The sequence below is a fragment of the Bradyrhizobium sp. 215_C5_N1_1 genome (genome assembly GCF_052075935.1).
Lineage (GTDB): Bacteria > Pseudomonadota > Alphaproteobacteria > Rhizobiales > Xanthobacteraceae > Bradyrhizobium > Bradyrhizobium barranii.
This window is the reverse complement of record NZ_CP197228.1, coordinates 7,451,556-7,476,316: the sequence shown is the minus strand read 5'-3', so window position 1 is coordinate 7,476,316 and position 24,761 is coordinate 7,451,556. Positions and strand designations below refer to the sequence as shown.

22 protein-coding genes are annotated in these 24,761 nt (G+C 64.7%); 10 read left to right on the top strand and 12 right to left on the bottom strand.

Going from position 1 to position 24,761, the window contains the following annotated elements:
- Nucleotides 1–2,325, top strand: a complete 2,325-nt coding sequence (locus AB7G19_RS35740) for a xanthine dehydrogenase family protein molybdopterin-binding subunit (RefSeq protein ID WP_085399809.1) — start codon at nucleotides 1–3, stop codon at nucleotides 2,323–2,325.
- A gap of 238 nt (nucleotides 2,326–2,563) precedes the next feature.
- On the opposite strand, the gene AB7G19_RS35735 is transcribed toward AB7G19_RS35740, so the two are convergent.
- From AB7G19_RS35735 to AB7G19_RS35725, 3 genes are read right to left on the bottom strand one after another with little or no spacing between them, the layout of a single operon-like run.
- Nucleotides 2,564–3,760 carry an acyl-CoA dehydrogenase family protein gene (locus AB7G19_RS35735; RefSeq protein ID WP_085399810.1) on the bottom strand — a complete coding sequence of 399 codons (1,197 nt, stop codon included), beginning with the start codon at nucleotides 3,758–3,760 and terminating at the stop codon, nucleotides 2,564–2,566.
- Nucleotides 3,761–3,775: 15 nt separating this feature from the next.
- Nucleotides 3,776–4,915, bottom strand: coding sequence for an acyl-CoA dehydrogenase family protein (locus AB7G19_RS35730; RefSeq protein ID WP_085399811.1), 1,140 nt, complete (start codon nucleotides 4,913–4,915; stop codon nucleotides 3,776–3,778).
- A gap of 4 nt (nucleotides 4,916–4,919) precedes the next feature.
- Nucleotides 4,920–5,774, bottom strand: coding sequence for an enoyl-CoA hydratase (locus AB7G19_RS35725; protein ID WP_085399812.1), 855 nt, complete (start codon nucleotides 5,772–5,774; stop codon nucleotides 4,920–4,922).
- Between the two features lie 171 nt (nucleotides 5,775–5,945).
- Between AB7G19_RS35725 and AB7G19_RS35720 the strand changes: the two genes are divergently transcribed.
- The 6 genes from AB7G19_RS35720 to AB7G19_RS35695 all read left to right on the top strand — a co-directional run bounded on the left by AB7G19_RS35720 (nucleotide 5,946) and on the right by AB7G19_RS35695 (nucleotide 11,295).
- Nucleotides 5,946–6,554, top strand: coding sequence for a LemA family protein (locus tag AB7G19_RS35720; protein ID WP_063985447.1), 609 nt, complete (start codon nucleotides 5,946–5,948; stop codon nucleotides 6,552–6,554).
- Nucleotides 6,555–6,692: 138 nt separating this feature from the next.
- Nucleotides 6,693–7,589: a TPM domain-containing protein gene (locus AB7G19_RS35715; RefSeq protein ID WP_085399813.1), complete on the top strand. Its 897-nt coding sequence runs from the start codon at nucleotides 6,693–6,695 to the stop codon at nucleotides 7,587–7,589.
- Nucleotides 7,590–7,594: 5 nt separating this feature from the next.
- Nucleotides 7,595–8,092, top strand: coding sequence for a TPM domain-containing protein (locus tag AB7G19_RS35710; RefSeq protein ID WP_085399814.1), 498 nt, complete (start codon nucleotides 7,595–7,597; stop codon nucleotides 8,090–8,092).
- Nucleotides 8,093–8,443: 351 nt separating this feature from the next.
- On the top strand, nucleotides 8,444–9,403 hold the full coding sequence (locus AB7G19_RS35705) for a hypothetical protein (RefSeq protein ID WP_085399816.1): 960 nt from the start codon (nucleotides 8,444–8,446) through the stop codon (nucleotides 9,401–9,403).
- Nucleotides 9,404–9,496: 93 nt separating this feature from the next.
- Nucleotides 9,497–11,047 carry a hypothetical protein gene (locus tag AB7G19_RS35700; protein WP_135215200.1) on the top strand — a complete coding sequence of 517 codons (1,551 nt, stop codon included), beginning with the start codon at nucleotides 9,497–9,499 and terminating at the stop codon, nucleotides 11,045–11,047.
- An 80-nt stretch (nucleotides 11,048–11,127) separates the two neighbouring features.
- Nucleotides 11,128–11,295, top strand: a complete 168-nt coding sequence (locus tag AB7G19_RS35695; protein WP_014492272.1) for a hypothetical protein — start codon at nucleotides 11,128–11,130, stop codon at nucleotides 11,293–11,295.
- 11 nt (nucleotides 11,296–11,306) lie between these two features.
- On the opposite strand, the gene AB7G19_RS35690 is transcribed toward AB7G19_RS35695, so the two are convergent.
- From AB7G19_RS35690 to putA, 3 genes are all read right to left on the bottom strand, one after another.
- Entirely contained in the window at nucleotides 11,307–11,954 is a 648-nt protein-coding gene (locus tag AB7G19_RS35690; protein ID WP_085399818.1) for a glutathione S-transferase family protein, read from the bottom strand.
- A 341-nt stretch (nucleotides 11,955–12,295) separates the two neighbouring features.
- Nucleotides 12,296–13,501: a CaiB/BaiF CoA transferase family protein gene (locus AB7G19_RS35685; protein ID WP_085399819.1), complete on the bottom strand. Its 1,206-nt coding sequence runs from the start codon at nucleotides 13,499–13,501 to the stop codon at nucleotides 12,296–12,298.
- A 116-nt stretch (nucleotides 13,502–13,617) separates the two neighbouring features.
- Complete coding sequence (putA, locus tag AB7G19_RS35680; protein WP_085399820.1) at nucleotides 13,618–16,617, bottom strand: bifunctional proline dehydrogenase/L-glutamate gamma-semialdehyde dehydrogenase PutA; 3,000 nt, start codon at nucleotides 16,615–16,617, stop codon at nucleotides 13,618–13,620.
- Between the two features lie 114 nt (nucleotides 16,618–16,731).
- Between putA and AB7G19_RS35675 the strand changes: the two genes are divergently transcribed.
- On the top strand, nucleotides 16,732–17,193 hold the full coding sequence (locus AB7G19_RS35675; RefSeq protein WP_038954741.1) for an Lrp/AsnC ligand binding domain-containing protein: 462 nt from the start codon (nucleotides 16,732–16,734) through the stop codon (nucleotides 17,191–17,193).
- Nucleotides 17,194–17,363: 170 nt separating this feature from the next.
- Here AB7G19_RS35675 and AB7G19_RS35670 read toward each other — a convergent pair whose 3' ends face one another.
- From AB7G19_RS35670 to AB7G19_RS35655, 4 genes are all read right to left on the bottom strand, one after another.
- Nucleotides 17,364–17,564: a cold-shock protein gene (locus AB7G19_RS35670; protein WP_008134691.1), complete on the bottom strand. Its 201-nt coding sequence runs from the start codon at nucleotides 17,562–17,564 to the stop codon at nucleotides 17,364–17,366.
- 208 nt (nucleotides 17,565–17,772) lie between these two features.
- Entirely contained in the window at nucleotides 17,773–18,081 is a 309-nt protein-coding gene (sorB, locus tag AB7G19_RS35665; protein ID WP_071917135.1) for a SorB family sulfite dehydrogenase c-type cytochrome subunit, read from the bottom strand.
- A 12-nt stretch (nucleotides 18,082–18,093) separates the two neighbouring features.
- Nucleotides 18,094–19,293 carry a SorA family sulfite dehydrogenase catalytic subunit gene (gene sorA, locus AB7G19_RS35660; protein ID WP_085399821.1) on the bottom strand — a complete coding sequence of 400 codons (1,200 nt, stop codon included), beginning with the start codon at nucleotides 19,291–19,293 and terminating at the stop codon, nucleotides 18,094–18,096.
- Between the two features lie 334 nt (nucleotides 19,294–19,627).
- Complete coding sequence (locus AB7G19_RS35655; protein ID WP_135215202.1) at nucleotides 19,628–21,358, bottom strand: adenylate/guanylate cyclase domain-containing protein; 1,731 nt, start codon at nucleotides 21,356–21,358, stop codon at nucleotides 19,628–19,630.
- 408 nt (nucleotides 21,359–21,766) lie between these two features.
- Here AB7G19_RS35655 and AB7G19_RS35650 point away from each other — a divergent pair, with 408 nt between their 5' ends.
- Together AB7G19_RS35650 and AB7G19_RS35645 are read left to right on the top strand one after the other, a co-directional pair.
- Nucleotides 21,767–23,296: a glycosyltransferase family 39 protein gene (locus AB7G19_RS35650; RefSeq protein ID WP_085399823.1), complete on the top strand. Its 1,530-nt coding sequence runs from the start codon at nucleotides 21,767–21,769 to the stop codon at nucleotides 23,294–23,296.
- Between the two features lie 257 nt (nucleotides 23,297–23,553).
- Nucleotides 23,554–23,796 (top strand): hypothetical protein, encoded by a 243-nt coding sequence (locus AB7G19_RS35645; RefSeq protein ID WP_085399824.1) that lies wholly within the window; start codon nucleotides 23,554–23,556, stop codon nucleotides 23,794–23,796.
- A 12-nt stretch (nucleotides 23,797–23,808) separates the two neighbouring features.
- Here AB7G19_RS35645 and AB7G19_RS35640 read toward each other — a convergent pair whose 3' ends face one another.
- Both AB7G19_RS35640 and AB7G19_RS35635 read right to left on the bottom strand, forming a co-directional pair.
- Complete coding sequence (locus tag AB7G19_RS35640; RefSeq protein WP_167768100.1) at nucleotides 23,809–24,009, bottom strand: hypothetical protein; 201 nt, start codon at nucleotides 24,007–24,009, stop codon at nucleotides 23,809–23,811.
- 316 nt (nucleotides 24,010–24,325) lie between these two features.
- Nucleotides 24,326–24,460 (bottom strand): hypothetical protein, encoded by a 135-nt coding sequence (locus tag AB7G19_RS35635; RefSeq protein WP_275552114.1) that lies wholly within the window; start codon nucleotides 24,458–24,460, stop codon nucleotides 24,326–24,328.
- Nucleotides 24,461–24,761: the final 301 nt, after the last annotated feature.

The following is a 24,761-nucleotide window of genomic DNA, read 5'->3' as shown; positions in this document are numbered from 1 at the left end:
ATGAACATTCTTCCCGGCAATTTGCGTTTCGGAGCGGGCCAGCCCGTCAAGCGTTTGGAAGACCAGCGGCTGCTCACCGGGAAGGGTCAGTTCATCGACGACAAGCCGGAGGAGGGCGCGCTGTGGTTGCATGTGCTGCGCTCGCCGCATGCGCACGCGAAGATCGTCGCGATCGACACCAGCGCCGCGGCATCGATGCCGGGCGTCACCGCGGTCTACACCGGCGCTGATCTCGTCAAGGACGATATCGGCACCATTCCGACCCTGAGCATCTTCAAGCGCCCCGACGGCAAGCCGATGACGGTGCCGCCGCGCCGCCTGCTCGCCCATGAGATCGTCCGCTATGCCGGCGAAGCCGTGGCCGCAGTGGTGGCCGCCTCGCGTGCCGAGGCGCAGAGCGCGGCCGAAGCGATCGTGATCGAATACGACGTGCAGCCCGCGGTGGTCGATCCGGTCGAAGCGGTCAAGCCCGGCGCGCCCGTGGTGTGGCCCGAGGCGCCCGACAACATCGTCGGTGCGATGAGCTATGGCGATGCCGCCAAGGCGGACGAGGCATTCGCCAAGGCCGCGCATACGGTCGAGCTCGACATCGTCAGCCAGCGTCTGGTGCCCTCCGCGATGGAGCCGCGCTCGACCATTGCCGAGATCGACAAGAAGACCGGCCGCCTCCTCCTGCATGTGCAGTCGCAGACGCCGGCCTCGACCCGCGACGTGCTGGCGGAAGCCGTGCTCAAGCGACCCAAGGACAGCGTCCGCGTGCTGGTCGGCGACATCGGCGGCGGCTTTGGTCAGAAGACCAACCTCTATCCGGAAGACGGCATCGTCGCCTATGCCGCGACCAAGCTGAACCGGAAGATCCGCTGGCGCGGCGACCGCACCGACGAATTCGTCGGCGGTACCCATGGCCGCGATCTCACCTCGACGGCATCCTTCGCGCTCGACGAGAAGGGCAAGGTGCTGGCCTATCGCGTCAAGTCGATCGGCTGCACCGGCGCGTACTCGTCGGGTGCGGCGAACATCATCCCGCTGGTGCTCGGGCCGTTCGTGCAGACCGGCGTCTACGATCTGCCGCTGGTGCATTTCGAGGTGCAGTCGGTGATGACTCACACCGCGCCGGTCGGCGCCTATCGCGGCGCGGGCCGGCCCGAAGCGGTGTTCATCGTCGAGCGCCTGTTCGACGCCGCCGCGCGAAAAATCGGCATGGATCCGCGTGCGATCCGGAAAGCGAACTACATCAAGCCGGCGCAGCTGCCCTACACCAACGCCGCGGGTCAGGTTTACGATTCCGGCGCCTTCGCCCACCTGCTCGATCGCGCCGTGAAGTTGGCCGATTGGGACGGCTTTGCCGCGCGCAAGAAGGCGGCGAAGAAGAAGGGCCTGCTCTACGGCCGCGGGCTCACCTCCTACATCGAATGGACCGGCGGCCGCGCGCATACCGAGAAGGTCAGCCTGCACGCGACCTCGCAGGGCCGCGTCGTGCTGCATTCCGGCACCATGGCGATGGGGCAGGGGCTGCAGACCACGTACACCCAGATGATCTCCGACACGCTCGGCATTGCCATGGACAAGATCGACGTCGTCCAGGGCGACACGGATCTTGCGATGGGCTTCGGCAGCGTCGGCTCGCGCTCGCTGTTCGTCGGCGGCACGGCCGTGGCAGTTTCCTCCAACGACCTGATTCAGAAGGCGCGTGAGAAGGCGGCCAACGTGCTGGAGACCTCGGTCGAGGACATCGAATATCAGGGCGGCATGCTCACCGTGGTCGGCACCGACCGCCGCATCAGCCTGTTCGATCTCGCCGAGAAGGAGGGCGGCGCCAAGCTCAGCGTCGATTCCGAAGGAGAGGTCGATGGCCCGAGCTGGCCGAACGGCACGCATATCTGCGAGGTCGAGATCGATCCGGAGACCGGCGTGTCCAAGGTCGTGCGCTACACCACCGTCGACGACGTCGGCGTTGCCGTGAACCCGATGCTGGTCACCGGCCAGATCCATGGCGGCGTCGCGCAGGGCATTGGACAAGCGCTGTACGAGGGCGTGTCCTACGATGAGGACGGCCAGCTCCTCACCGCGAGCTACCAGGACTATTGCATCCCCCGTGCTGACGACGTTCCGCCGATCGAGGTCACGCTCGACGACTCCGCGCCCTGCCGGACCAATCCGCTCGGCGCCAAGGGCTGCGGCGAATCCGGCGCCATCGGCGGCCCGCCCTGCGTCACCAACGGCGTGATGGACGCGCTCGCCGAGCTCGGCATCACCCAGCTGAACACGCCCCTGACGCCCCAGAAGATCTGGAAGGCGATCAAGGACGCGAAGGTGGCGGGTTAAGCGGGGCGCGTTGTTACGCCGGCTGTCGCCATACACCCAGCTGTCGTCCCGGGGCGCGCAACGCGCGAACCCGGGACCCATAACCACAGGAAGTGGTTTGGCGAAGACTCGTGGTGACCAGCTCGCGCCATAACCTCACCCTGTGGTTATGGGTCCCGGATCTGCGCTTCGCTTCGCTGCGCTTGTCCGGGACGACAGCGGAGAATGCCCCGCCAGCTCTGGCTAAATCCCCACGCCCTTAAATCCCCAGCATCATCTTCGCAATGATGTCGCGCTGGATCTCCGAGGTGCCGCCGAAGATCGTGTAGGCGCGGCCGTTGAGATATTCCGGGACCACCGTCAGCATCTCCTCAGGCGTCGCCGGCGCATGGTTGAGCTTGTAGAGCGGGCGCATCGGCTCGACCGCGAGCGCGTCGTGACCGATCACGTCGACCCCCAGCCGCGTCACGGCCTGCCTGATCTCGCTGTTGCGCAGCTTCAGGATCGACGACACCGCGCCGGGATTTTGCCCGGTCTGAAGTGCGGAGAGCACGCGCAGCTCGGTCATCTCCAGCGCGTCGATATCGATTTCGACCTCCGAGATGCGCGTCGCGATATCCGGGCTGTCGATCGCGCGACCCGTCAGGTCCGACTCGGCCAGCTCCGCGATCGCCTTCAGACCCTCGCGCAATTTTGCCGAGGCGATGCCGGAGCCGCGCTCGAACTCGAGCAGATATTTGCCGTAGGTCCAGCCTTTGCCTTCGTCGCCGACGCGGTTGGCCACGGGCACGCGCACATCGTCAAAGAACACCTGGTTGACCTCGTGGTCGCCGCCGATGGTGAGGATGGGGCGCGTGGTGATGCCCGGCGTTGTCATGTCGATCAGGATGAAGCTGATGCCGTCTTGCTGCCGCGGTCCGTCGCTGGTGCGCACCAGCGCGAACATGCGGTTGGCGTGGTGGGCGTGCGTGGTCCAGATTTTTGTGCCGTTGATGATGTAGTCGTCGCCGTCGCGGACCGCGCGCGTCTTCAGCGACGAGAGATCGGAGCCGGAGCCCGGCTCGGAATAGCCCTGGCACCAATAGTCTTCGCCGGAGAGGATGCGTGGCAAATAAAAATTCTTCTGCTCGGGCGAGCCGAAGCCGATGATGACGGGCCCGACCATCTTCACGCCCATCACGTTGACATTGGGCACGCCGGCGCGTGCGGATTCAGTCTCGAAAATCCAACGCTGCGCCGGCGTCCAGTCCGGACCGCCATATTCGACCGGCCAGCCCGGTGCGCCCCAGCCCTGCCGGTGCAGCGCGCGCTGCCACGCCATGCCGATATCAGGGTCGGAGAACACCGACGGCGTCAGCGCGGTTGCGCGCTTCATCTCTTCGGTGAGGTTTTTTGCAATGAAGCCGCGCACCTCGTCCTGGAAGGCGCGCTCCTCGGTGTTGAACGAGAGGTCCATGATGCGCTCCTTGTGTCAGGCCGTGCGGCCGAGCTGGGCGTGGCGGCTGTAATGGTGCGCGCTGCCGCCGAACAGCGTGTCGAAGGCGACCAGCCGCTTGAAATAGGCGCCGACCTCGAGCTCCTCGGTGACGCCCATGCCGCCATGAAGCTGGATCGACTGCTCGCCGACGAAGCGCGCGCATTTGCCGATCTTCGCTTTCGCACCGGAGGCAGCGCGGGCGCGCTCGACCGGCGAGCTATCGACCTTCAACGCGGCGCGCAGCGCCATCGAGCGCGCCTCATCGACCTGCATCGCCATGTCGGCGAGGCGGTGGCGGATCACCTGGTTGGCGGAGAGCGGCCGGCCGAACTGCTTTCTGATCTTGGTGTATTCCAGCGTTGTGTCGAGCAGCGTCTGCATGATGCCGACGGCTTCGGCACCGAGCGCAGCCATGGCGCGGTCAACGGCCCATTCGATCGCGGGCAGGGCGTCGTGTCCGTCGCCGAGCAGGGCATCCTCCGGCAGCTCGACGCCGGACAGCTCGATATTGCAGGCCCGTCCGCCGCCGAGACGTTCATAGTCGGTGATGACGACGCTGGGCGTCTTCGCCGGCACCAGGAACAGGCCGATCCGTCCCGAAGGTCCCTTGTGATCGTGGATATGCGCGGAGACGATGATCTCGTCGGCGGCGAGGCCGTCGAGCACCGCGATCTTGCTGCCGGCAACGCGCCAGCCTTGCGCCGTCTTGTGGGCGACGGTCGCGACTATTGCGAGATCGAACCGCGCCGCGCGCTCGGAATGGGCGAAGGCGAGTTTCAGTGATCCGTCCGCGACCTTCGGCAGCCGCGCCTGCTTCTGCGCGGTGCTGCCGCATTTGTCGATCAGCGAGGCTCCAAGCACCACCGTTGCAACATACGGCTCCGACACCAGCCCGCGACCAAAGGCTTCCATCAGAATGCCGATCTCGACCGCGCCGCCGCCGAGCCCCTCAAACTCTTCGGGAATCGGCAGCGCCAGCCAGCCAAGCTCGGCGAACTGCTTCCAGACCGCTGGGCTGAAGCCGAGCGGGTCGTTCGCCATCTTGCGGCGGTGATCGGCATCGTAGCTCTCGGCCACGAAGCGCTCCGCGCTTTCGCGCAGCAGCCGTTGCTCGTCACTCAGGTTGAGGTCCATGTCGTTACTCCGCGGCCGCCGGCGGCTTGCGCACGGAGGGATGCAGTCCTGATGGATCGACCACCATGCCGAACTGCTGAAGGTTATGGGCGTGACAGAGCTGATGCAGCGCAAAGGCCTGGTCGATCGCGGCGGGCTGGCCCATCACATCGACCGAGCGATTCACGGCTTCCTTGGTCAGCTTCAGCGCGAAGGACGGCTTTGAGGCGATCCGGCGCGCCAGCTCCAGCACCGACGCTGAAAGCTCCGCGCGCGGCACGACCCGGTTGACCATGCCGAGCTGATGCGCCTCCTGCGCACTCCATGCGTCGGCGGTGAACAGGAATTCCTTGGCCTTGCGCGGGCCGAGCTCCCAGGGATGCACGAACCATTCGACCCCGCAGACGCCCATGGTCACCACGGGATCGCAGAACTGAGCATCGTCGCTGGCGACGATGAGGTCGCAGGCCCAGGCCAGCATCAACCCGCCGGCGATGCACTTGCCGTGCACCTCGGCAATGGTCGGCTTGGCCAGGTTGCGCCAGCGCCGCGTGATCTGGAGATATATTTCCTGCTCGCGCGCGAAGCGGCCATGCGCGTTCGCCTCCGCAAAGCCACCCCAATTTCCGATCGGCGGAAAATCGACGCCTGCGGCGTTCTTGCCGCCGGGGCGCAGATCGTGGCCCGATGAGAAATGCGGCCCGTTGCCGGCGAGGATGATGACCTTGAGCGCGTCGTCCTGCACCGCCTCGTCGAAGGCGGCGTTGAGGTCGTAGGTCATCTGCAGGTTCTGCGCGTTGCGCGCCTCGGGCCGGTTCATCACGATCCGGGCAATCGCCGGCTCGGGCCTCTCCACGAGGATGGTCTCGAACGAGCTCATCGCGTTCCCCTTGGCGTTTCCGTTCTTGTTTTGCTCAAGTTGACTATGTCGGCCAGGGATAGGCAAGGGGCTTGCGTCAGGCGGTTGCTTTTCGCGCCGCCGGCACAAGATGTCTGGCACCGCGCGCGTTCAATCTGATAGTTTACGCCAGATTTCACCGGGAGGAATTTGATGCGCAAGATCCTGACCGTGCTGGCGGCTCTGGCCTCGCTGAGCCTGACCAATTGCGGCTACAACGCGATCCAGAGCGAGGACGAGCAGATCAAGGGCAACTGGTCCGAGGTCGTGAACCAGTATCAGCGCCGCGCCGATCTCGTGCCCAATCTCGTCAACTCGGTAAAGGGCTTTGCGCAGCAGGAGAAGGACGTGCTGCTCGGCGTCACTAATGCGCGCGCCAAGGTCGGCAGCATCCAGGCGACGCCTGAGGTGCTGAACGACCCCGCCGCCTTCCAGAAGTTCCAGGCCGCCCAGGGCGAGCTCTCCAGCGCGCTGTCACGTCTCTTGGTCGTCACCGAGAACTATCCGCAGCTCAAGTCCGATGCGCTGTTCAAGGATTTGATGTCGCAGCTCGAAGGCACCGAGAACCGCATCACGGTCGCGCGCAACCGCTACATCAAGGCGGTGCAGGACTATAACGTCACCATTCGCTCCTTCCCGAGCAACCTCACCGCAATGATGTTCGGCTACAAGGAGAAGCCGAATTTCGCGGTCGAGAACGAAAAGGAGATCTCGACCGCGCCGAAGGTCGATTTCAATCCGGCGCCTGCGCCGTCGAAGTAGCTGCGCGCCGTTTTGCGAATGCGCCCAGCCCCACCCACCGCCGTCATTCCCCGCGAAGGCGGGGAATCCAGTACGCCGCGGCTCCTCCGTAGTCCTCTGGCGTCTCTGGAATACTGGATCGCCCGGTCAAGCCGGGCGATGACAGCGAGGTTGTGGCAAGCGATAGCCGTATTCGTACTCCTCCTCGCATTCAATTTCCCCGCCCTTGCCGACGTCGCCATCCCGCAACTCACCGGTCGCGTGGTCGATCAGACCGGCACGCTGTCGAGCGGCGACATCGCCGCGTTGTCGCAAAAGCTGCGTGATTTCGAGACGCGCAAGGGCAGCCAAATCGCCGTCCTGATCGTGCCGACGACCCAGCCGGAGACGATCGAGCAGTTCTCGATCCGCGTCGCCGACGCCTGGAAGGTCGGCCGCAAGAAGGTGGACGACGGCGCGATCCTCATCGTCGCCAAGAACGACCGGCACTTGCGCATCGAGGTCGGCTACGGTCTCGAGGGCGCGCTCACCGACGTCACCTCGCGGCGGATCATCGACGAGATCATCACGCCGAAATTCAGGACGGGCGATTTCGCCGGCGGCATTACTGATGGCGTCGATCGCATGATCCGCGTGATCGACGGCGAGCCGCTGCCGGTGCCTTCGCCGACTGTGAATTTCGGCAATCTGGACGATATTGCGCCGCTGTTCATCGTGACGCTGTTCGCCTCGATCGGGGTTGGCGGCTTCTTCCGGGCCATGCTGGGCCGGCTGCTTGGCTCATTGGCGACCGGCGGCATCATCGCGGCGCTGACCTGGCTCATTCTCGGATCCTTCGCAATCGCGCTCGCGCTCGGAGCGCTGGGCTTCGTCATCGGCTTCATCGCCGATCTGTTTGCGGCGATGGCGCCAGCCACGAGATCGTCGCGCGGCGGCTCGTGGTCGAGCGGCTCCTCGGGAGGTGGCTGGAGCAGCGGCTCGTCGTCCAGCGACAGCGGCGGTTTCAGCGGCGGCGGTGGCAGTTTTGGCGGCGGCGGCGCCTCGGGGAGCTGGTAGCGGTCATGGGCATCAAGCGCATTGCCAGACATCTCGTGCAGCATCATTGGCGGGCGAAGCAAATCTTTCCGCCAAAGGTGCTCGCCCGCATCGAGCAGGCGATCAAGCAGGGTGAGAGCACGCATTCCGGCCAGGTCCGCTTCGTCGTCGAAGGCGCGCTCGACGGGCGACCGCTGATCCGCAACCAGCCGGCCCGCGAGCGCGCGCTCGACGTGTTTTCGCATCTGCGTATCTGGGACACCGCGCACAACAACGGCGTCCTGATCTATCTCCTGCTCGCCGATCGCGACGTCGAGATCGTGGCCGACCGCGGTATTCACGCGAAGGTCGGTGACGAGGGCTGGGAGAGCATCTGCCGCGCGATGGAGGCCGAGTTCGCCTCCGGCCAGTTCGAGCGCGGTGTGATCGGCGGCATCGCTGCGGTGTCGCGCGAGCTGGCGCGACATTTCCCACCGCAAGGCCCGCATGCGAACGAGCTGCCGGATGCGCCGGTGGTGATGTGACGGATAGTGATGTGGGCGGAGCGGTGACGTGAACGGAGTGGGCGCCGCCCACTCCGTCATTGCGAGGAGCTCTTGCGACGAAGCAATCCAGACTGCGGCCTTGGAAAGATTCTGGATTGCTTCGCTGCGCTCGCAATGACGGTGTGGAGGCAGCCATTCCGCGGCCGTTCATCTTCCCCCGCTTACAATTTGTTTCACGCCCGCCACACCGGTTCCACGTTCCCGGCCCAATTCGGCCCCGGATGACTTCCTAAAATTTCGGTAAGCGGGTCCCGAAGTAAGGATTTCGCAAGCAATGAAAGTTACCAAAAGGTCAATCCAGAGTGGAGTATTCGAACTGTGAGCGAACCAATGGCTGAGCAGGCTGCCCAGGATACGAGCGTCGTGGAAGCTTCGACCGCGCCGCAGGCCGTCGAGGCTGCCGGCATCGAGGCCCCCTCGATCGCCCCCGACCATGAGTCGCCGCCCAAGCCCGATCCAGTCAAGGCAGAGGCCCCGAAGGTCGAGCCGCCCCGGATCGAAGTGCCGAAGTTCGAGACCAAGCCGGAGCCGAAGCCCGGCAAGCTCATCGTCATGGCACCGTCGGAGCGCTCGTGGGAGCGCGAGGAGTTTGCCCCGCATGTGAAGGCGGACGAGTCGCGCGAGACCGGCGACAAGCGCCGCCTGTCGGCGATGGCCGCGGTGGTGGCGATTGCGGCCAGCGTCGGCGCCATCAGCGGCGCGCTCGCGACCGCCGGCATGATGCATTTCGCAGCCCCGGCCCCCGCGCCGGCGCAGGTCGCCGACACCAGCGCGCTGGAATCCTCGGTTGCCAGGATCGATGCCGATGTCGTCGCACTGAAGGCGAATGTCGAGCACACCTCCAAGACTGGCCTCAGCCAGTTCAATCGCGCCAATGACCGCCTCGACAAGCTCGAGAAGGCCCAGGCCGAGCCGATGGCCAAAATCGCAAAGCTGTCCGAGACCGTCGACAAGCTCCGCGCCACGCCGCCCGCGGCCCCCGCGCAGGCCGCGGCAGCCGCCGCGAAGGAGACCACCGGCTCGATCGCGCCGACCCAGGTTGCGACCGCCGCCGCCGCACCGGTTCCGGCCCCAGCCGCGCCCAAGACCGAGGTCGGCCGGTTGCCGACGATCGACGGCTGGGTGCTGCGCGACGTCGCCAATGGCGGCGCACTGATCGAGGGCCGCGGAGGCCTCTACGAGGTCTATGCCGGTGACCCGATCCCCGGAATTGGCCGCGTCGATGCGATCCGCCGTCAGGACGGCCGCTGGGTCGTCGTCACCAGCAAGGGCCTGATCGTCGCACGCTGAGCGTTCGATATCCGCTCTTCAAAGAGGCGCTTCACCACCATGTGAGGCGCCTTTTGACTTGAATAGGCCGGCTTACGCGGTGTTACTGAAGGCATGAGCCGCGCGTTGCGAATTCTCTTTGCTGCCGCCGTCTTGCTTGGCGGAACTGTTTCGCTTTTCGCAGCGGAGAACGCGCCGTTGACGCGCGGCACGGCGATCATCGATCCCGATCTGCTCCGCAAGCTCGACCAGAACGATTCGCTTACGATCTTGCGCCTGCTATGGCCGGAGCGGAACGCAAACGTTCCGCTGACGACCGATTTGCTGTTCTCGTCGCTATCGCAGCTCAAGGGAATTCCACCCGCGATCGACGCGGAGTTCGACCACTACATCATCCGGCAGAAGGCGGCGTACCCGACCGAAACCATCGGCGTCGGCGAAGGCTTTGACGTGCAGCTGTTCGATCGGGCCAATCTCAAATCCCGCGACACCCGCTTCGTGCTGGCGGGCATCGTCAATCGCATGGACCGCGCCTATGTCTCGGAGGAGGCGTGCGGCGAGATCAGGCTGATTTATCGGCTGGTGCGTTTCGAGAGTAAGCCGGAAGGTGGCAAGACCGCGACGCGCCTGCCGATGACGTTCAATCTGGTGATGAAGGCACGCGATGCGCGCCAGACCGATGCGAACGGAAAGCCTGTTACCTGTGCCGAGGTCGCGCGGCGCTGGCTCGACAATGGCGACTGGCAGGGGCTGATCGGCGGCGGCATCTCTCCTTCCGACGCCATGCTCGATCGCATCGAGACCAATATCCAGATCTCGATCGCGCCGAAATCGGCATTGCACGATTTCCGTTCCGACTATCTGCTCAAGGTGTTCAAATATAACCCCGCGACGAAGACGTTCGAGGAATCGACGCTGGAGAACCAGATCGACCGCGACCGCATCCTCGCCGACAACGATCTTCGACGTGATTTCAAAGCCTGGCTGCTCGCGCCGGAAAATCTCCGCGAGTTCGATCGCGGCACAGTGCTGATCCCCGAGACATTCCTGGCCAAGGCCGCGGTGGTGCCGACGCCGGCGGGCCTTGACGCTTCGCCGTTGCAGCCGGAGTTCGGCATGGTGCAAGGGGAGGACAGGGACAGCAACAAGGGCGAGCCGGTCTTCACCGACAACGACGTGGTCGGCGCGCTGAAGCAGGCGGCGGCGCGTGGCATCGACATGCAGAACATCCGCTCGGTCGCGGGCTTCCAGCGCCGCCTCAACGACGTCACCTGCGCCGGCTGCCACCAGACCCGCGGCATCGGCGGCTTCCATTTTCCGGGCGTCGATTGGCTGGCGGACAAACCGTCGAACTCCACCATCGTGCCGGCCTCGCCGCATTTCTTCGGCGACCAGGTTCGCCGCCGCGACATCCTGACCGCATTCGCCGCGGGAAAACGCCCTGATTTCTCACGCGGATTTGCCAGCCGGCCGCAGACCCGCGGCAGCGGCGAGCTGGCCGGCACCGAATATCAGGATGGTTGGGGTGCCCATTGTGCCCTGCAAAATGCGGGATCGGGAACGCCGGATAAGAGTTTTACGTCATGGAGCTGTGCTAAAGGTCTCACCTGTCAGGCTGCCGCGGCATCGAGCCGCATCGGCATGTGCTTCATCAAGACGCGTTAGCGCGTGATCCGAAAAAGTGTGTAGCGGTTTTTCGAAAAGGTCACGCGCCAGATAAAACCAGCAACCGGTTTGGATGACCCATGACTGAGACCAGCGACGCCGACAAGGAGCGCAATCGCGAGATCGCGCGCAATGAGGAAGCCAAGCAGGTCACCGGCAGCATCCGCGTCAGCACCTGGGCGGTCGCGGTGGTCGTCATCGTCGGCGGGATTCTGTTCACGCTGGGCTGGCTGGCACTGCGGGGTTAGTGCCAGCGCCCTCACTTCGCGTAATTCGTCATCCGCTTGCCGGGCAAGAGTTCATAGGCCGGCTTCCAGCCGGGCAGGGTGGCCATGCGGCCGAGCCAGGCGTGGACGGCAGGATGGCTCGCCGCGAAATCAAAACCGTGCTCGTCGCTCGGATAGTGCAGGTAGGCCATCATCGAGATATCGGCGACCGTCGGCCTCGCCCCGATCGCAAAGGCATTGTGCTGGAGATGTCCGTCGAGAATGCCGAGGAAGTCCTCGAGCCGCCGGCGAAAATGCTTCAGCACCTGCGGATCGTTTTTCTCAGTGAACGCCCGCATGAAGCGATAGGTCGCCATGTAGCCGGTGAGCTTGTGGTTGTCCCAGAACAGCCAGCGCAGCAGCTCGAACTTCTCGTCCTCGGTCTCGGCACCGAAACGGCCGTACTGCCCGGCAAGCTTCAGCAGCAAGGGCGCGGTCTGTGTCATCTTCACGCCGTCGACCTCGAGCACGGGAATCTCGCCCATCGCGTTCACGGCCTTGCGCCATTCCGCCGTGCGCGTGACGCCACCACCGAAATCGGTCCACACCGGCTCGAACCTCTCGCCGCAAAGCGTCAGCATCAGCGCCAGCTTGTAGCTGTTGCCGGACTCCGGGAAGTAGTGCAGGCGATATTTGGGCATGAGGGCCTCACGAGACGCGATGTTGTCGTGAGTTTATAGCGAGATCGTCCCACGCCGTCATTGCGAGCGCAGCGAAGCAATCCAGCAATGCATCCGCGGTGGGATTCTGGATTGCTTCGCTGCGCTCGCAATGACGTCGTCTGTGACGACGAGCTACCTCCCCAACGTCGTCCCGGACAAGCGCGGCGAAGCGGAGCGCAGATCCGGGACCCATAACCACAGGAAGGTGTTTGGCGAAGACTCGGAGTTGGCAGCTCGTGTCACAACCACTCCCTGTGGTTATGGGTCCCGGGCTCGCGCCTTGCGCGCCCCGGGACGACAGGGGAGTTTGTGGCGCCGCCCTACCCCACCGCGCCTGACGACCGCAGCTGCTTGATTGCCTTCTCGTCGTATCCCGCCCCGCGCAAAATCTCGTCACTGTGCTCGCCGACGGCCGGCGGCTTGCGCGGCTGGACCTTCTTGGCGCCGTCGATCCAGATCGGGCTGGAGATGGTGAGCATGGTGTCGTTCTCGAACGGCACCAGCACCTCGTTGTCGAGCATCTGCTTGTCGTTGGGGATGTCGTCGAGAATGCCGACGATGCCGAACACCAGTCCGTTGCCGTCGAGGATCCTGCGCCACTCGGCGAGATCCCTGGTGGCAAACGTCTCGTCAAAAATCTTGATCAGCTCGACCGAGCGGGCGTGGCGGTCAGCCTTGGTGGCAAAGCGCGGATCGGTGATCAGGTCTTCGCGTCCCAGGCATTTGGCGAGCGTCGGAAACTGCTTCTCCTCGCTCAGCAGCGACAGGATCAGCCAGCGGCCGTCCTTGCACTGGTAGTGGTTGGCGACCGCATTCAGCGCGCGCTCGCGCGGCCGCCGCTCGGCGAACCTGGCGCCGCAGAGCTTGGCCTGCGCCAGCGTGCCCGCGGCCCACACCCCGTTCGCCATCAGATTGGAGGCGACATGCGAGCCCTTGCCGGTCTTCTCGCGCTGATACAGCGCGGTGACGATGGCGCCATAGAACGCCATGGCGCAGGGATGGTCGCCCATGCCGGCGACCGAGCGGGCCGGCGTCGTGTGGGTGTCGGCGCGGACGAGGTCCATCAGGCCGGAGCGCGCCCAATAGGCGTTGCTGTCGAAGCCGGGCTTGTTGGCCTCTTCGCCCTTCTCGCCATAGCCGGTGAACGAGGCGTAGATCAGCCGGTCGTTGAGATGGGCGAGGTGGTCATAGGTGATGCCGAGCTTGGCGCGCACCGGCGGCGGCATGTTGGTGATGAAGACGTCGGCCTCTTCGACCAGCTTGTAGAGCACGGCCTGCGCCTCCGGCTTAGAGAGGTCGAGCGCGATGCTCTTCTTGTTGCGGGCCTCCAGCAGCCAGGCGAAATTGTGCTCGCTGCTCGGATAGCCCGGAATGTTGGGCAGATTGCGGTAGGGGTCGCCGGCGCCGGGCGGCTCGATCTTGATGACGTCGGCGCCGAAATCCGACAGCACGGTCGCGGCCGCGGGCGCTGCGATGAAGCTCGCGCAGTCCAGAACCTTGAGCCCTGCAAAAATGCCCTTTTCCATCGCGGCGTAGCTCCCTCGCTCTTGTTGTTTCCCGCGCGCTGGAATTGGCGCAGATCAAGTCATGGCAGCATTAGACCGATGTTTCAGCGGGATGCAACGGCGCCAGGCGCAGGGCCTCACTCCTCCCCCGCAAGCAGCGCGGCATTGCCGCCGGCTGCCGCGGTGTTGATCGTCACGGTCTGCTCGGTCGCAAAGCGTGCGAGATAATGCGGGCCGCCCGCTTTCGGGCCGGTTCCGGACAGCCCGTTGCCGCCGAATGGCTGCACGCCGACCACGGCGCCGATCATGTTGCGGTTGACATAGATGTTGCCGACCTGCACGCGATCGATGATCGCCTCGATGGTGTCGTCGATCCGGGAGTGAATGCCGAGCGTGAGTCCATAGCCGCTGCGCTCGATCGCCTGCAGGACGCGGTCGAGGTTTTCCGCGCGATAGCGCACGACGTGCAGGATCGGTCCGAACACCTCCTCGGTGAGCTGGCCGGCGTCCTTGAGCTCGAAAATGTGCGGGGCGACGAAGCAGCCCTCGGGCGCAGTGCCGGCAAAGTGCAGCCGCGCCTCGCTCTTCATCCGCGCGATATGCGCATCGAGGCGCTGCTTGGCCTCGGCGTCGATCACCGGACCGACATGGGTCGCGACATCTGCGGGATCACCAATCCTGAGTTCGCGAGCAGCGCCCGCGATCATCTCGATCATGCGGTCGGCAACATCCTCCTGCACGAACAGCAGCCGCAGCGCCGAGCAGCGCTGGCCGGCGGAGCGGAAGGCCGAGGTCACGACGTCGTCGGCGACCTGCTCGGGCAGCGCGGTCGCATCCGCGATCATGGCGTTGATGCCGCCGGTCTCCGCGATCAGAGGCACGATGGGCCCGTCCTTGGCGGCGAGCGTCCGGTTGATCAGGCGCGCGACCTCGGTCGAGCCGGTGAAGACGACGCCGGCGATGTCGGCATGCGCGGTCAGCACGGCGCCGATGCGGCCGTCGCCGGTGACGAGATGCAGCGCGCTCTTGGGAATGCCGGCCTCGTGGAGCAGGGCTACGGCCTCGCGGGCGATGCGCGGCGTCTGCTCGGCCGGTTTTGCGACGACGCTGTTGCCGGCCATCAGCGCCGCCGTGACCTGGCCTAGGAAGATCGCCAGCGGAAAATTCCACGGCGAGATCGCGACGAAGGCGCCGCGCCCGCGCATGGCGAGCGCATTGCTCTCGCCGGTCGGGCCCGGCATGGCGGCATCAACGCCGAACAGCTTTCGACCCTGCGCGGCATAATAGCGGCAGAAGTCGGCGGCCTCGCGCAGCTCCGATAGCGCATCGTCCAGCGTCTTGCCGCCCTCGGCTTGCAGCAGCGCGATGAAATGGGCGCTCCGGCTCTCCAGAAGATGCGCGGCCTGCTCCAGTGCGGCCGCGCGCGTAGCCGCCGGCGTCCGGCTCCAGGCGGCAAAGCCGGCGCGCGCAGCAGTCACCGCCGCATTGGCTCGGTCCGGCGTTGCGTCGGCTATGGGCTTGAGGTCGGCTGCCTCGGCCTTCACGTCTGCCAGCAACCGGTCGAGGGCCGCGCGCGCGCCGAATTCGACGCCGCGCGAATTGCGCCGCTCCGGCGCGAACAGATCGCCCGGCAGCGGAATTCTGGGATGGGCCGCCGCTTGCGGCCGGACGATGGCATCGGCCGGACGCTGCAACAGCGCCACAACCGGCACGCGATAGTCGGCCGCCTGCGCCACGAACGACGAGTTGGCGCCGTTCTCCAGCAGCCGCCGCACCAGATAGGCGAGCAGGTCGCGGTGGCTGCCGACCGGGGCATAGGTACGATAAGCGATGTCGGGGTGATCCTTGGCGAGCTGTTCATAAAGCGCCTCGCCCATGCCGTGCAGGCGCTGGAATTCGAAGCCGCCACCATCTTGCGCAAGCTCCAGCACGGTCGCGACCGTCAGCGCGTTGTGGGTGGCGAATTGCGGGAAGATGCGCGGCCGCAGACTCAAAAGCTTCGAAGCGCAGGCGACGTAGTTCAGATCCGTCATCGCCTTGCGCGTGAACACGGGATAGCCGTCCAGCCCGCGCTCCTGCGCGCGCTTGATCTCGGTGTCCCAATAGGCGCCCTTGACCAGCCGCACCATCAGCTGGCGGTCATGCGCGCGCGCCAGCGCGTCGACATAGTCGATCACGGCGCTCGCGCGCTTCTGATAGGCCTGGATCGCCAGCCCAAAGCCGTCCCAGCCGCTGAGCGAGGGGTCGGCGAGCGTCGCCGCGATCACGTCGAGCGACAGCTCCAGCCGGTCGGCTTCCTCGGCATCGACGGTGAAGTTCAGATCATGGGCCTTGGCGCGCTGCGCCAGATCGAGCAGCTGCGGCACCAGCTCGGCCATCACGCGCGCGCGGCTGATCGCCTCGAAGCGCGGATGCAGCGCCGACAGCTTGACCGAGATGCCGGGACGGTCGGGCAGGGGATGGTTGCCGGCCGCCTTGCCAATGGTCAGAATCGCGCTCGCATAGGCGTCGAAATAGCGCCTGGCGTCCGCCGCGGTGCGCGCGCCTTCGCCGAGCATGTCGAAGGAGTAGCGCGTCTTTTGACCGGAGCGCGGACGGCCTCGCTCCAGCGCCTGCTCGATGGTCTCGCCCAGCACGAAATGGTTGCCCATCAGCCGCATCGCCTGGCGCGTGGCGGTGCGCACCGCCGGCGCGCCCAGCCGCTTCACCAGCCGGCCGATGGTGCCGTCGGGCGTCTCGCCGGGCTGGATCACCCGCGCCGAGAGGCCGAGCGCCCAGGCCGAGGCGTTGACCAGGAAGGCGGTGGACTTGGTCTCGTGGTGGATGAAGTCGCCCTCGCCGAGCTTGTCCTCGATGAACTGGTCGGCGGTGCGCGCGTCGGGCACGCGGAGCAGCGCCTCGGCTAGCACCATCAGGGCGAGCCCCTCCTTGGTCGAGAGCGCGAACTCCCGCAGCATGTCCTCGACACCGCCAAGCCGGTCGTCGCGCTTGCGGATCGCCTCGATCAGCCGCGTCGCGGTGCGGTCGATCCGCGCCTCCTGCGGCGGGCCGAGATGCGAAGCCGGCAAGAGCCGCGCGGCAATCTCGGCATCATCGGGCGCGTAGGGGGCGGTGAAGGGCGGCGGGATGTTCGGCATGGCGTGTCCTGTGGCTGAAATCCAGGATAAGGCCCGCTAGACCGTAGTTCGATAGACAAATTAGTCATTTTGCCTTAGGAAATGAAGATCATTGCTATATTGGCCACATAAAATATGGAACTCGATCGAATTGACCGGAAGATCCTCTCAATTCTGCAGCAGGACGGGCGCATCGCCAATGTCGAGCTCGCCGAGCGCATCGGGCTGTCGCCGACCTCGGTCGGCGAGCGGCTGAAGCGGTTGCAGCGGGAGGGCTTTGTCGAGGGCTACGGCGCGCGGCTCAATCCGCACCGGCTCGGCCTGGGTCTTCTGGTGTTCGTCGAGGTGCTGCTCGACAAGACCACGCCGGACAATTTCGAGCGGTTCGCGCGCGCGGTGAAACTCGCACCCGAGGTGCTGGAGTGTCACATGGTTGCAGGAGGCTTCGACTATCTTGTGAAGGCGCGGCTTGCGGACATGACCGCCTATCGACGCTTCCTCGGCGAGACGTTGCTGTCGATGCCGGGCGTGCGCGAGACGCGAACCTATGCGGTGATGGAAGAGATCAAGCGCGACGCACCATTGCCGGTGGACTAACGAAGGGCCGTCGCGATTGTCATTGCTGTGGCGTTGAACGAGCGGTCTTCGCGGGAAAATAGCTCTCCGTGTGCAATCGCAACGCCCGTCGTCGAATGCACTGGCCGTCTTCTAAAATTTTTTTGGCCCGGCTCCCGGACAGATCCGGGAGGCAGCAAAGGCTGCCGGGCTTATACTTTGAGGTTCTCTGCGGAGGTCTTGCCCCGGTTTGCGATCTCTTCGTATTCCACCGTCTGTCCTTCGTTCAGGGACGACAGACCGGCTTTCTGCACTGCCGAGATATGCACGAACACATCCTTGCCGCCCGACGCAGGCTGGATAAATCCATAACCCTTCGTCGGGTTGAACCACTTGACCGTACCTTTAGCCATCACGTCTTCTCCGCGGGTCTTCCTCCGAGATCTCGAACCGCCAGTCCCCGCCAACCGGCCGGTTCGGTCCTAACAGGATACGCGGAATGTGGCCGGCTTGGTAGCTCAAACCATATCGGCATTTCGCCGAATTCCGCTCAACTTCGCAGCGTTTTTGCCGATTTTGCCCGTTTCGCGGTCAATTGATCGGCACGCCGCGCGCCATCCGTCAATAAGTCGCGGCCAGATAATCGACGATCTTGCCGACATCGGCATCGTCGATCGGGGCGCCATAGACCTTGATCATCTTGGTCACCTCGGCCTGCCAAAAACCTTTCTTGTCCTTCATCGGCGGCTGCGTGTTGACGTAATCGGCCGAGTGGCAGGCGCTGCAATTGCCCTGCACGACCTCGAGATTGGGGCCCGGCTTGAAGGCGGCGACCTCGTCGGGCGTCTTGTAGTTGAGCGGCGCTGCAAGGGCCGAACCGACCATTGCGGCGACGGCGAGTGAGATGGCGAGGAGAACGGTGCGCTGCATGATCATTCTCCCTCAGGCCACGGTGACGCGGACGGTTTCGACGACGTTGCGTAGATAACCCGCCGGGTTCCAGCGTGGCGCATCCGGCTGGGTCTCGCCGCCATTGCCGGTGGCGCGCACCTTGAGCTCGTGGGCGCCCGCCGCGAGCTTCACCGGCAGCTTCCATTCACGGAATGAGTATTTGCCGAGATCCTTGCCGAGCTTGGCGCTGACCCAGGTCTTTCCGCCGTCGGTGGAAACCTGGACGTCCTTGATGCCCTTGCCGCCGTCGAAGGCGATGCCGCGCAGCGTCGTGCCGCCGGCCTTCAGCTTGGCGCCATCGGGAACGCTGGTGATGAAGGATCGGATGGTGAAGCGGTTGATCGGGATCGTCGCCTTCGGCGCGGTGCCCGGTTCGACCGCATTGTTCGGCGTGTCCGGAATGCGATAGGCCGACTTCATCCAGAAGCCGTCATAGACATTGTCGATGACGGTGATCTCGTTGAGGTGCTTGACCCAGTAGGTGCCGTAATAGCCGGGCACGATCAGGCGCAGCGGAAAGCCGTTGAGGAACGGCAGGTCCTCGCCGTTCATGCCATAGGCCAGCATCACCTCGCCGTCGGTGGCGTGCTCGAGATCGAGCGCCTTGACGAAATCGGGCGTCTTGTCGCTGACGGGGCCGTCCATGCCGTTGAAGGTGACCTGCTTGGCGCCGCTCTGCACGCCCGCCATCTCCAGCACGGCCTTCAGCGGCACGCCGCGCCAGCGCGCATTGCCCATGGCGCCATTGGCGAGCTGGCCACCGGCGACACGCGGCTCGGAGAAGCCGCGGCTGTTGCCGGAGCACTGATTGACGGCGACGATCTCGGTCGCCTTCATTTTCCTGATGTCCTTGAGCGACAGCTTGAGCGGCTTGTCGACCTTGCCCTTGACCTCGAGCGTGAACTTGTCGGGATCGAGATTGTAAGGCAGGTCCGAGAGGTGATAGCGCACGAAGAACGCGTTATTCGGCGTGATCGGACCGTCGTTGAAGATCGCGAACGGCGTCTCGAGCTGCGGCGGCCGGCTGGTCAGGCCGATCATCGGCCGCTTCTGCGGATATTTCACCAGCGGCCGCTCGCCATTGGCGAAGGGAAGCGTGACGGTGTCGAGTGCCAGCGCCCTGGTGGAATTCAGTGTGGCCGCCATAGCGGCAAGGCCCGCTCCTTTGAGCAGGTCGCGTCGATCGAACATTCTCGTCTCCTCCCGGAGCTTTTCGTTGGACCGCAGTCATCACCGCGATCCCGCGCTCATCTGTCGCAACGATCGAGATGAAGTCAATTCGTGCTTTCGCAGCAGGCCCATGTCGCTGCGTTGCAGCAAGCCGGTGTTACGTTCGTAACGAGATTGCCGAGCTGTAGCCGCAGTGACAGTGCACTCCCTCGCCCCGCCTGCGGGGAGAGGGTTGGGGTGAGGGGGAGTCTCCGCGAGCGAGGTGAGAGTTGGATTCGCGGAGGCTCCCCCTCACCCGGAATCCGCGCTGCGCGCGCATTCCGACCTCTCCCCGCTTGCGGGGAGAGGTGAAGAATCAGGCCGCGACGCGCTCGCTTCGGTCAACCAGCGCCGACAGCTGCCTCGTGTCCGCAACGACGCGCACGGCCAGGGGCTCGTCGCGGCCGCGGATCGCGACCTCCTGCTGCGGCAGCGCATCGTCGGCAAGGCCCGCGGTGCGGCGGACCTCCTCCGAGACGATCGCTTCGCAGGCCAGCGTCTTGGTCATGTCCTGGAGGCGGGCCGCGACATTGACGGCATCGCCGAGCGCGGTGAAGACGATGTGATCGCGATAGCCGATATCGCCGATGATCACCTCGCCGCCGTGAATGCCAATGCCGAAGCGGATCGGCTGGCGGAGATCGTGGCTCAGGAGCTCGTTGAGCTCGTCGATATGCGTGGCGATGCCGGCGGCAGCCTTCAGCGCTTGTCGGCAGGCGGTCTCCGGATCGGCTGACAGCCCGAACAGCGCCAGCATGCCGTCGCCGACGAACTGGTTCGGCTGGCCGCCATTCTCGATCACGGCCCGCGAGACGGCGCCGAGGAAGCGGTTGACGATGAAAACGGTGTCGAATGGCAGCCGCTTCTCGGCAAGCTGCGTCGAACCGCGCATGTCCACGAACAGGCTGACGAGGTAGCGCTCCTGGCCGATTCTGGCTGATGTCGAGGCCTGTCCGTCCGCCGAATGCGTGTGGGGCGTGAAGAGCTGGAAGAAGGAGAGGTCGGAGTCCGGCCGCAGCTGGCAGGCAAGCCGGATCGAGGGATCGGCGGTGCCGACGCGCGCGAGCACGAAGGCCTCGCGCTGCGACGGCACGGGCAGGGCGGCATGATCGCCGATGATGCGGATGCGGCAGGTCGAGCAGCGGGCGCGGCCGCCGCAGACGCTGGCATGCGGCACATTGTGGCGCAGGCTCGCCTCCAGCACGGAGAGACCCTTCGGCACGCGCACCGTCTTGCCGTTGCCGTAGGACAGCGCGATCATGCCGCGGCGCCGCTCGCGCAAGGCGCGCACGCCGCGTGCCGCCAGCGCCAGTCCGAGCAGGCCGACATAGCCGATGGTGAGGCCGCCGGTGATGCGGTCGAGCGTCGCGGCTTCCGCGGTCGAGCCGAGCTGGCGGCGGGTGAGATTGTGCGTGCGCCATTCGCCGTCGTCGACCTCGATCTGGACACTGCGTCCGCCCTGGTAGACGCCGAGCAGCGACAGCGTCGGGATCAGCACGGCGGCGGCGAGCAGATAAGGCGCGGCGCGCGCGAAGAACGGTTTCAGGCGCAGCCAGAAATAGATGCCGATGCAGCCATGGACCCAGGCGATGATCAGCAGGATCGTCATGGTCCAGATGCGGTTCGAGGTGACGAAGAACAGATAGAGTTCCTGCGGATAGAGTTTCTGGTGCCCGTACAGCGTGTAGCCGAGCCGGACGCCGATCACATGGGCCATGACGAGGGCGGGGATGCTCAAGCCAAGCACGAGCTGGAGCGGCTCGATCGTCCGCCAGCGGAACTGGCGGCGTTGATAGAGCGCGTAGATGCCGAGCCCCATATGCGTGAGCGCGGCCGTATAGAACACGATCGCGATGGGGAGGAACCGCCAGAACGCCGTGTGATAGTAGACCCCGATCTCCATGGCATCGACCGAGATGTTGCCGAGCGCATGGTTGAGGAAATGGCTCACCACGTAGGAGAACAGGATGACGCCGCAGACCAGCCGAACCTGCCGCATGCTGGTCGCGCGGGACAGTTCGGACAATCGTGAGGATGCAGTGGCCATGATTCAGTTTGTATCAGTTCATGAAGGAGAACAGCCAGCGTAGCGTTTAATTCCAGGGGCGGACAGCTGGCCTGATCACATGCGCGGCAAGGTTACCGAACCGTAGGGTGGGCAAAGGCGCGCGCCACACCCACCGCTGTCGTCCCGGACAAGCGGCGCGCCGATCCGGGATCCATAGCCACAGGATCGGATTTGACGAAGACTCGTGGTTACCAGTTCGCGCCACGACTCCTCCCTGTGGCTATGGGTCCCGGGCTCGCGACTTCGTCGCGCCCCGGGACGACACCGGTGTTTGCGGCACCACCCCCTGCATTGACTCCCCCTCCCAGGTTGGCGAAAAGCGCGGCCGTGACGACAGCCCCTGATATGACCGTGTCCCCAGCCGGCGCCGCGCGCCGACCCCTCGTTATGGCCGTGCTCGTCATTGCCGCGATGACGCTGCTGCGGATCGTCTACGCCTCCGCGATCGAGCTGCGCACCGACGAGGCCTATTACTGGACCTGGTCGAAGGAGGCAGCGCTCAGCTTCCTCGATCATCCCCCCATGATCGCCTGGTTCATCCGTTTTGGCACCGCGATCTTCGGCGACACCGTGCTCGGCGTCCGCTTCGGCGGCATCGTCGCGATGCTGGTGACGCAGCTGCTGCTCGCCGACATGGTCCGCCGCCTCACTCATGATGCGCGCGCCATCATGTTCGCGGTGCTGATGCCGGAGGCTGCGCTCTATTACGGCCTGCTGATGGCCAAGGTCGCGCCGGACGTTGCCATGATCCCGTTCGCGGTGGCGATGATGTGGGCCCTGGTGCGGCTCGCGCAGGGCGGCGACGGACGCTGGTGGCTGGCGGCGGGCCTGTTCGCCGGGCTGTCGATGCTGTCGAAATTCACCGCGATCATGTTCGCGCCGGCGGTCGCCGCGTTTCTGCTGGTGCCGGATTGGCGCTGGCGCTGGCTGCGCAGTCCTTACCCCTATCTCGCGGTGCTGATCGCGATCGCCGTGTTCTCCCCGGTGCTGATCTGGAACGCGCAGCACGACTGGGCCTCGTTCCGTTTCCAGGGCGTGCGGGCCACTGCCAATTACGGCATCTCGCTGCGCACCATCGGCGACTACATCGGCCTGCAATTCGGGCTGGTCGGCTTCGTCATGCTGCCGGTCGTGCTGTCAGGCCTCGTGATGACGGCGTGGCGCGGCTATCGCACGCGCGAGCCGGTCGCGATCCTGCTGTCGACCGCGGTGCTGGTGCCGTTCCTCTATTTCTTCTTCAAGTCAACGACGCTCAGGGTCGGCGACACCTGGCCGATGTTCATGTGGCCGGTCGGCTTTGCCGCCGCTGCGGTCAACCTCGTCATGCTGTCGCACGAGCACTGGTCGGCGCGGATGATCCGCTCGAGTATCTTCTGGCTCAACACGGCGGTCGTCACCGGGATCGCCTTCGTCGTCATCGTATTCCTGTACTACGTCGCCGCGCCCTGGAACCTACTCGGCAAGATCGATCCGATCGGCGCCGAAGCCGGCTACGAGCAGATCGCGGCGCGTGCGCAGGCTGCGCTCGACGAGACCGGCGCGACCTGGATCGCGACCACGGACTATCGCACCTACGCGATGATGCGCTGGCTGTTCAGGGGCCGCGTGCCCGTCGTCGAGATCAACGAACGCGGCCGCTTCCAGGATTTTCGCGATCCCGGCATGGATCGGATCAGCGGGCATGCGGGCATCTATGTCGGGCGAGAGCCGGACAATCGCGCACCGGTGTGGGGATCGATCCCTGCGAAGCGCGAGCAGCTCGGCCAGGTCGAACGTCGGTGGCGCGGCGTTCTGACGGATACCTACGTGATTGAGAAGCTCACCGGCTGGACGCCGGAACTCTCGCCGCCAACGGATTCGCCGCTGTTTCAATGGCGGGTGCTGGCGGGGGAATTCGAGAAACGTACGCTCGCCTAACGAGGCACCCTTCTTCCCTTCTCCCCTTGTGGGGGCCCAAATGCAAACGAGGCCACGCGTTGAAGCGGCCTGGCGTGGCATGAGAACAACATACAAACAGAAATCTGAGCTGATCGCTTAGCTGCAACCAGCATTTTTCCCGACATTCACAGGCCGCCATCCCAGATTACCACCCGCTCAGGCATTTAAGCCACTAAGCTGGAGCTATCGTGACGAAGCATATTTTCTCTTATTGATATTATCTACGGGGATAGGACATGTTTGATGTCTATCGCAATGGCAAGCGGGACTTCCTCGTCGTCAGCAACGGCTCTCCGATGCCCGCGCTCTACTCTTCCAACAAATGGCGCAAGAGCAGAGCGAGAGTTCTCAAGGTCAGCGACGAGATCAGGGCAGCCGTCCAGGAGCGAGGTTATTATCTTGGCAGCGTGCGGGTGACCAAGAAGGACCTGATCCACACCGAGTGCACCGTTGTCGATACGACACCGGGCAATCTCTGAACATCCGGCCGACTAGGCCGGCAACCGCGCCAGCCCGGCCTCAATCACGACGATGTCTTCCTCGATCTGCCGGATCGTACTCCTGCAGTCGATCCCGGTACATGCATCGAGATCTGCGATAAGTTTGCGACGCTGTGTTCGAAGCTCATCAAGAGCTGCTTGGTCCCTGAGGGAAACGTAGCCCTCCACGATCAGCTCAATTGCACCTGCCACCATCAAACTCCCCACGCCTTGTTAGCCCCGGCAAGGCACTCCCGACCAGCCGAGGATCGAGCGTGCCAATTGGTTACGCGGCTCAATCCCGCGCACTGAGTTCTTCCAGAACAACGCGCCTCCGCAACTCGTGCGCAGCAGCGGTCAAACGAGACCCTGCGATCAGCCCGAGCCGCCTCAATCTTGGCAGAGCGACGGGGTCGCACAGCTCGATGGAGAGCCCGGCGCCCAATATCGCAATGGCGCGTTGCTCCTCCGCGTCGAGATCAGTCCATGGGATGCCCTTCATCACCGGCCTCAAATCGTCCAGTGCACCTCAAAATCCAAACGCGCGCCTGATATGCCGCAGCATATCCATGGCCGCGTCGGTGTACCGGCCGTTGGTCAGGTATCGATCCAGTTGCAGTGTGCTGATCAGCGCCACAAGCGCTGCCATTAAGCCCTTAAACATTGGGCCTCTCCTGAAAGAGACCGCCAACCGGGCGTGTCGAAATATTGAGCCGTTCTCAGAATGCGCGCCGCATATGGCGGCCTAATATGCAAATGGTGACATTGACTGGTAACCAGTTTCTTAACGGGCTGATGCGCCGTGGATGGGGCGGCCAGAGGCTGACTTGAAAGCGGCGACTTGAATTGCCGCTTCCTTGTGCTCAGTTGCCATTAACTGCGGCACATAATCCTCCAATACTCGAAAGGGCTAACTCGATAGTTCGCTTGCGAGGTGCGGCTTGACTGAGCAACGTCATTTTACC

What these genes read in the sequence shown, in the direction of transcription:
- sorA (WP_085399821.1), bottom strand. Translation starts at nt 19,293, where the DNA reads ATGTTCGATCGACGCGACCTGCTCAAAGGAGCGGGCCTTGCCGCTATG.
- putA (WP_085399820.1), bottom strand. Translation starts at nt 16,617, where the DNA reads ATGCCGAACATCCCGCCGCCCTTCACCGCCCCCTACGCGCCCGATGAT.
- AB7G19_RS35695 (WP_014492272.1), top strand. Translation starts at nt 11,128, where the DNA reads ATGACTGAGACCAGCGACGCCGACAAGGAGCGCAATCGCGAGATCGCG.
- AB7G19_RS35635 (WP_275552114.1), bottom strand. Translation starts at nt 24,460, where the DNA reads ATGTTTAAGGGCTTAATGGCAGCGCTTGTGGCGCTGATCAGCACACTG.
- AB7G19_RS35705 (WP_085399816.1), top strand. Translation starts at nt 8,444, where the DNA reads ATGGCTGAGCAGGCTGCCCAGGATACGAGCGTCGTGGAAGCTTCGACC.
- AB7G19_RS35720 (WP_063985447.1), top strand. Translation starts at nt 5,946, where the DNA reads ATGCGCAAGATCCTGACCGTGCTGGCGGCTCTGGCCTCGCTGAGCCTG.
- AB7G19_RS35730 (WP_085399811.1), bottom strand. Translation starts at nt 4,915, where the DNA reads ATGGACCTCAACCTGAGTGACGAGCAACGGCTGCTGCGCGAAAGCGCG.
- AB7G19_RS35675 (WP_038954741.1), top strand. Translation starts at nt 16,732, where the DNA reads ATGGAACTCGATCGAATTGACCGGAAGATCCTCTCAATTCTGCAGCAG.
- AB7G19_RS35650 (WP_085399823.1), top strand. Translation starts at nt 21,767, where the DNA reads ATGGCCGTGCTCGTCATTGCCGCGATGACGCTGCTGCGGATCGTCTAC.
- AB7G19_RS35645 (WP_085399824.1), top strand. Translation starts at nt 23,554, where the DNA reads ATGTTTGATGTCTATCGCAATGGCAAGCGGGACTTCCTCGTCGTCAGC.
- AB7G19_RS35715 (WP_085399813.1), top strand. Translation starts at nt 6,693, where the DNA reads ATGACAGCGAGGTTGTGGCAAGCGATAGCCGTATTCGTACTCCTCCTC.
- AB7G19_RS35685 (WP_085399819.1), bottom strand. Translation starts at nt 13,501, where the DNA reads ATGGAAAAGGGCATTTTTGCAGGGCTCAAGGTTCTGGACTGCGCGAGC.
- sorB (WP_071917135.1), bottom strand. Translation starts at nt 18,081, where the DNA reads ATGCAGCGCACCGTTCTCCTCGCCATCTCACTCGCCGTCGCCGCAATG.
- AB7G19_RS35655 (WP_135215202.1), bottom strand. Translation starts at nt 21,358, where the DNA reads ATGGCCACTGCATCCTCACGATTGTCCGAACTGTCCCGCGCGACCAGC.
- AB7G19_RS35700 (WP_135215200.1), top strand. Translation starts at nt 9,497, where the DNA reads ATGAGCCGCGCGTTGCGAATTCTCTTTGCTGCCGCCGTCTTGCTTGGC.
- AB7G19_RS35690 (WP_085399818.1), bottom strand. Translation starts at nt 11,954, where the DNA reads ATGCCCAAATATCGCCTGCACTACTTCCCGGAGTCCGGCAACAGCTAC.
- AB7G19_RS35735 (WP_085399810.1), bottom strand. Translation starts at nt 3,760, where the DNA reads ATGGACCTCTCGTTCAACACCGAGGAGCGCGCCTTCCAGGACGAGGTG.
- AB7G19_RS35670 (WP_008134691.1), bottom strand. Translation starts at nt 17,564, where the DNA reads ATGGCTAAAGGTACGGTCAAGTGGTTCAACCCGACGAAGGGTTATGGA.
- AB7G19_RS35725 (WP_085399812.1), bottom strand. Translation starts at nt 5,774, where the DNA reads ATGAGCTCGTTCGAGACCATCCTCGTGGAGAGGCCCGAGCCGGCGATT.
- AB7G19_RS35710 (WP_085399814.1), top strand. Translation starts at nt 7,595, where the DNA reads ATGGGCATCAAGCGCATTGCCAGACATCTCGTGCAGCATCATTGGCGG.
- AB7G19_RS35740 (WP_085399809.1), top strand. Translation starts at nt 1, where the DNA reads ATGAACATTCTTCCCGGCAATTTGCGTTTCGGAGCGGGCCAGCCCGTC.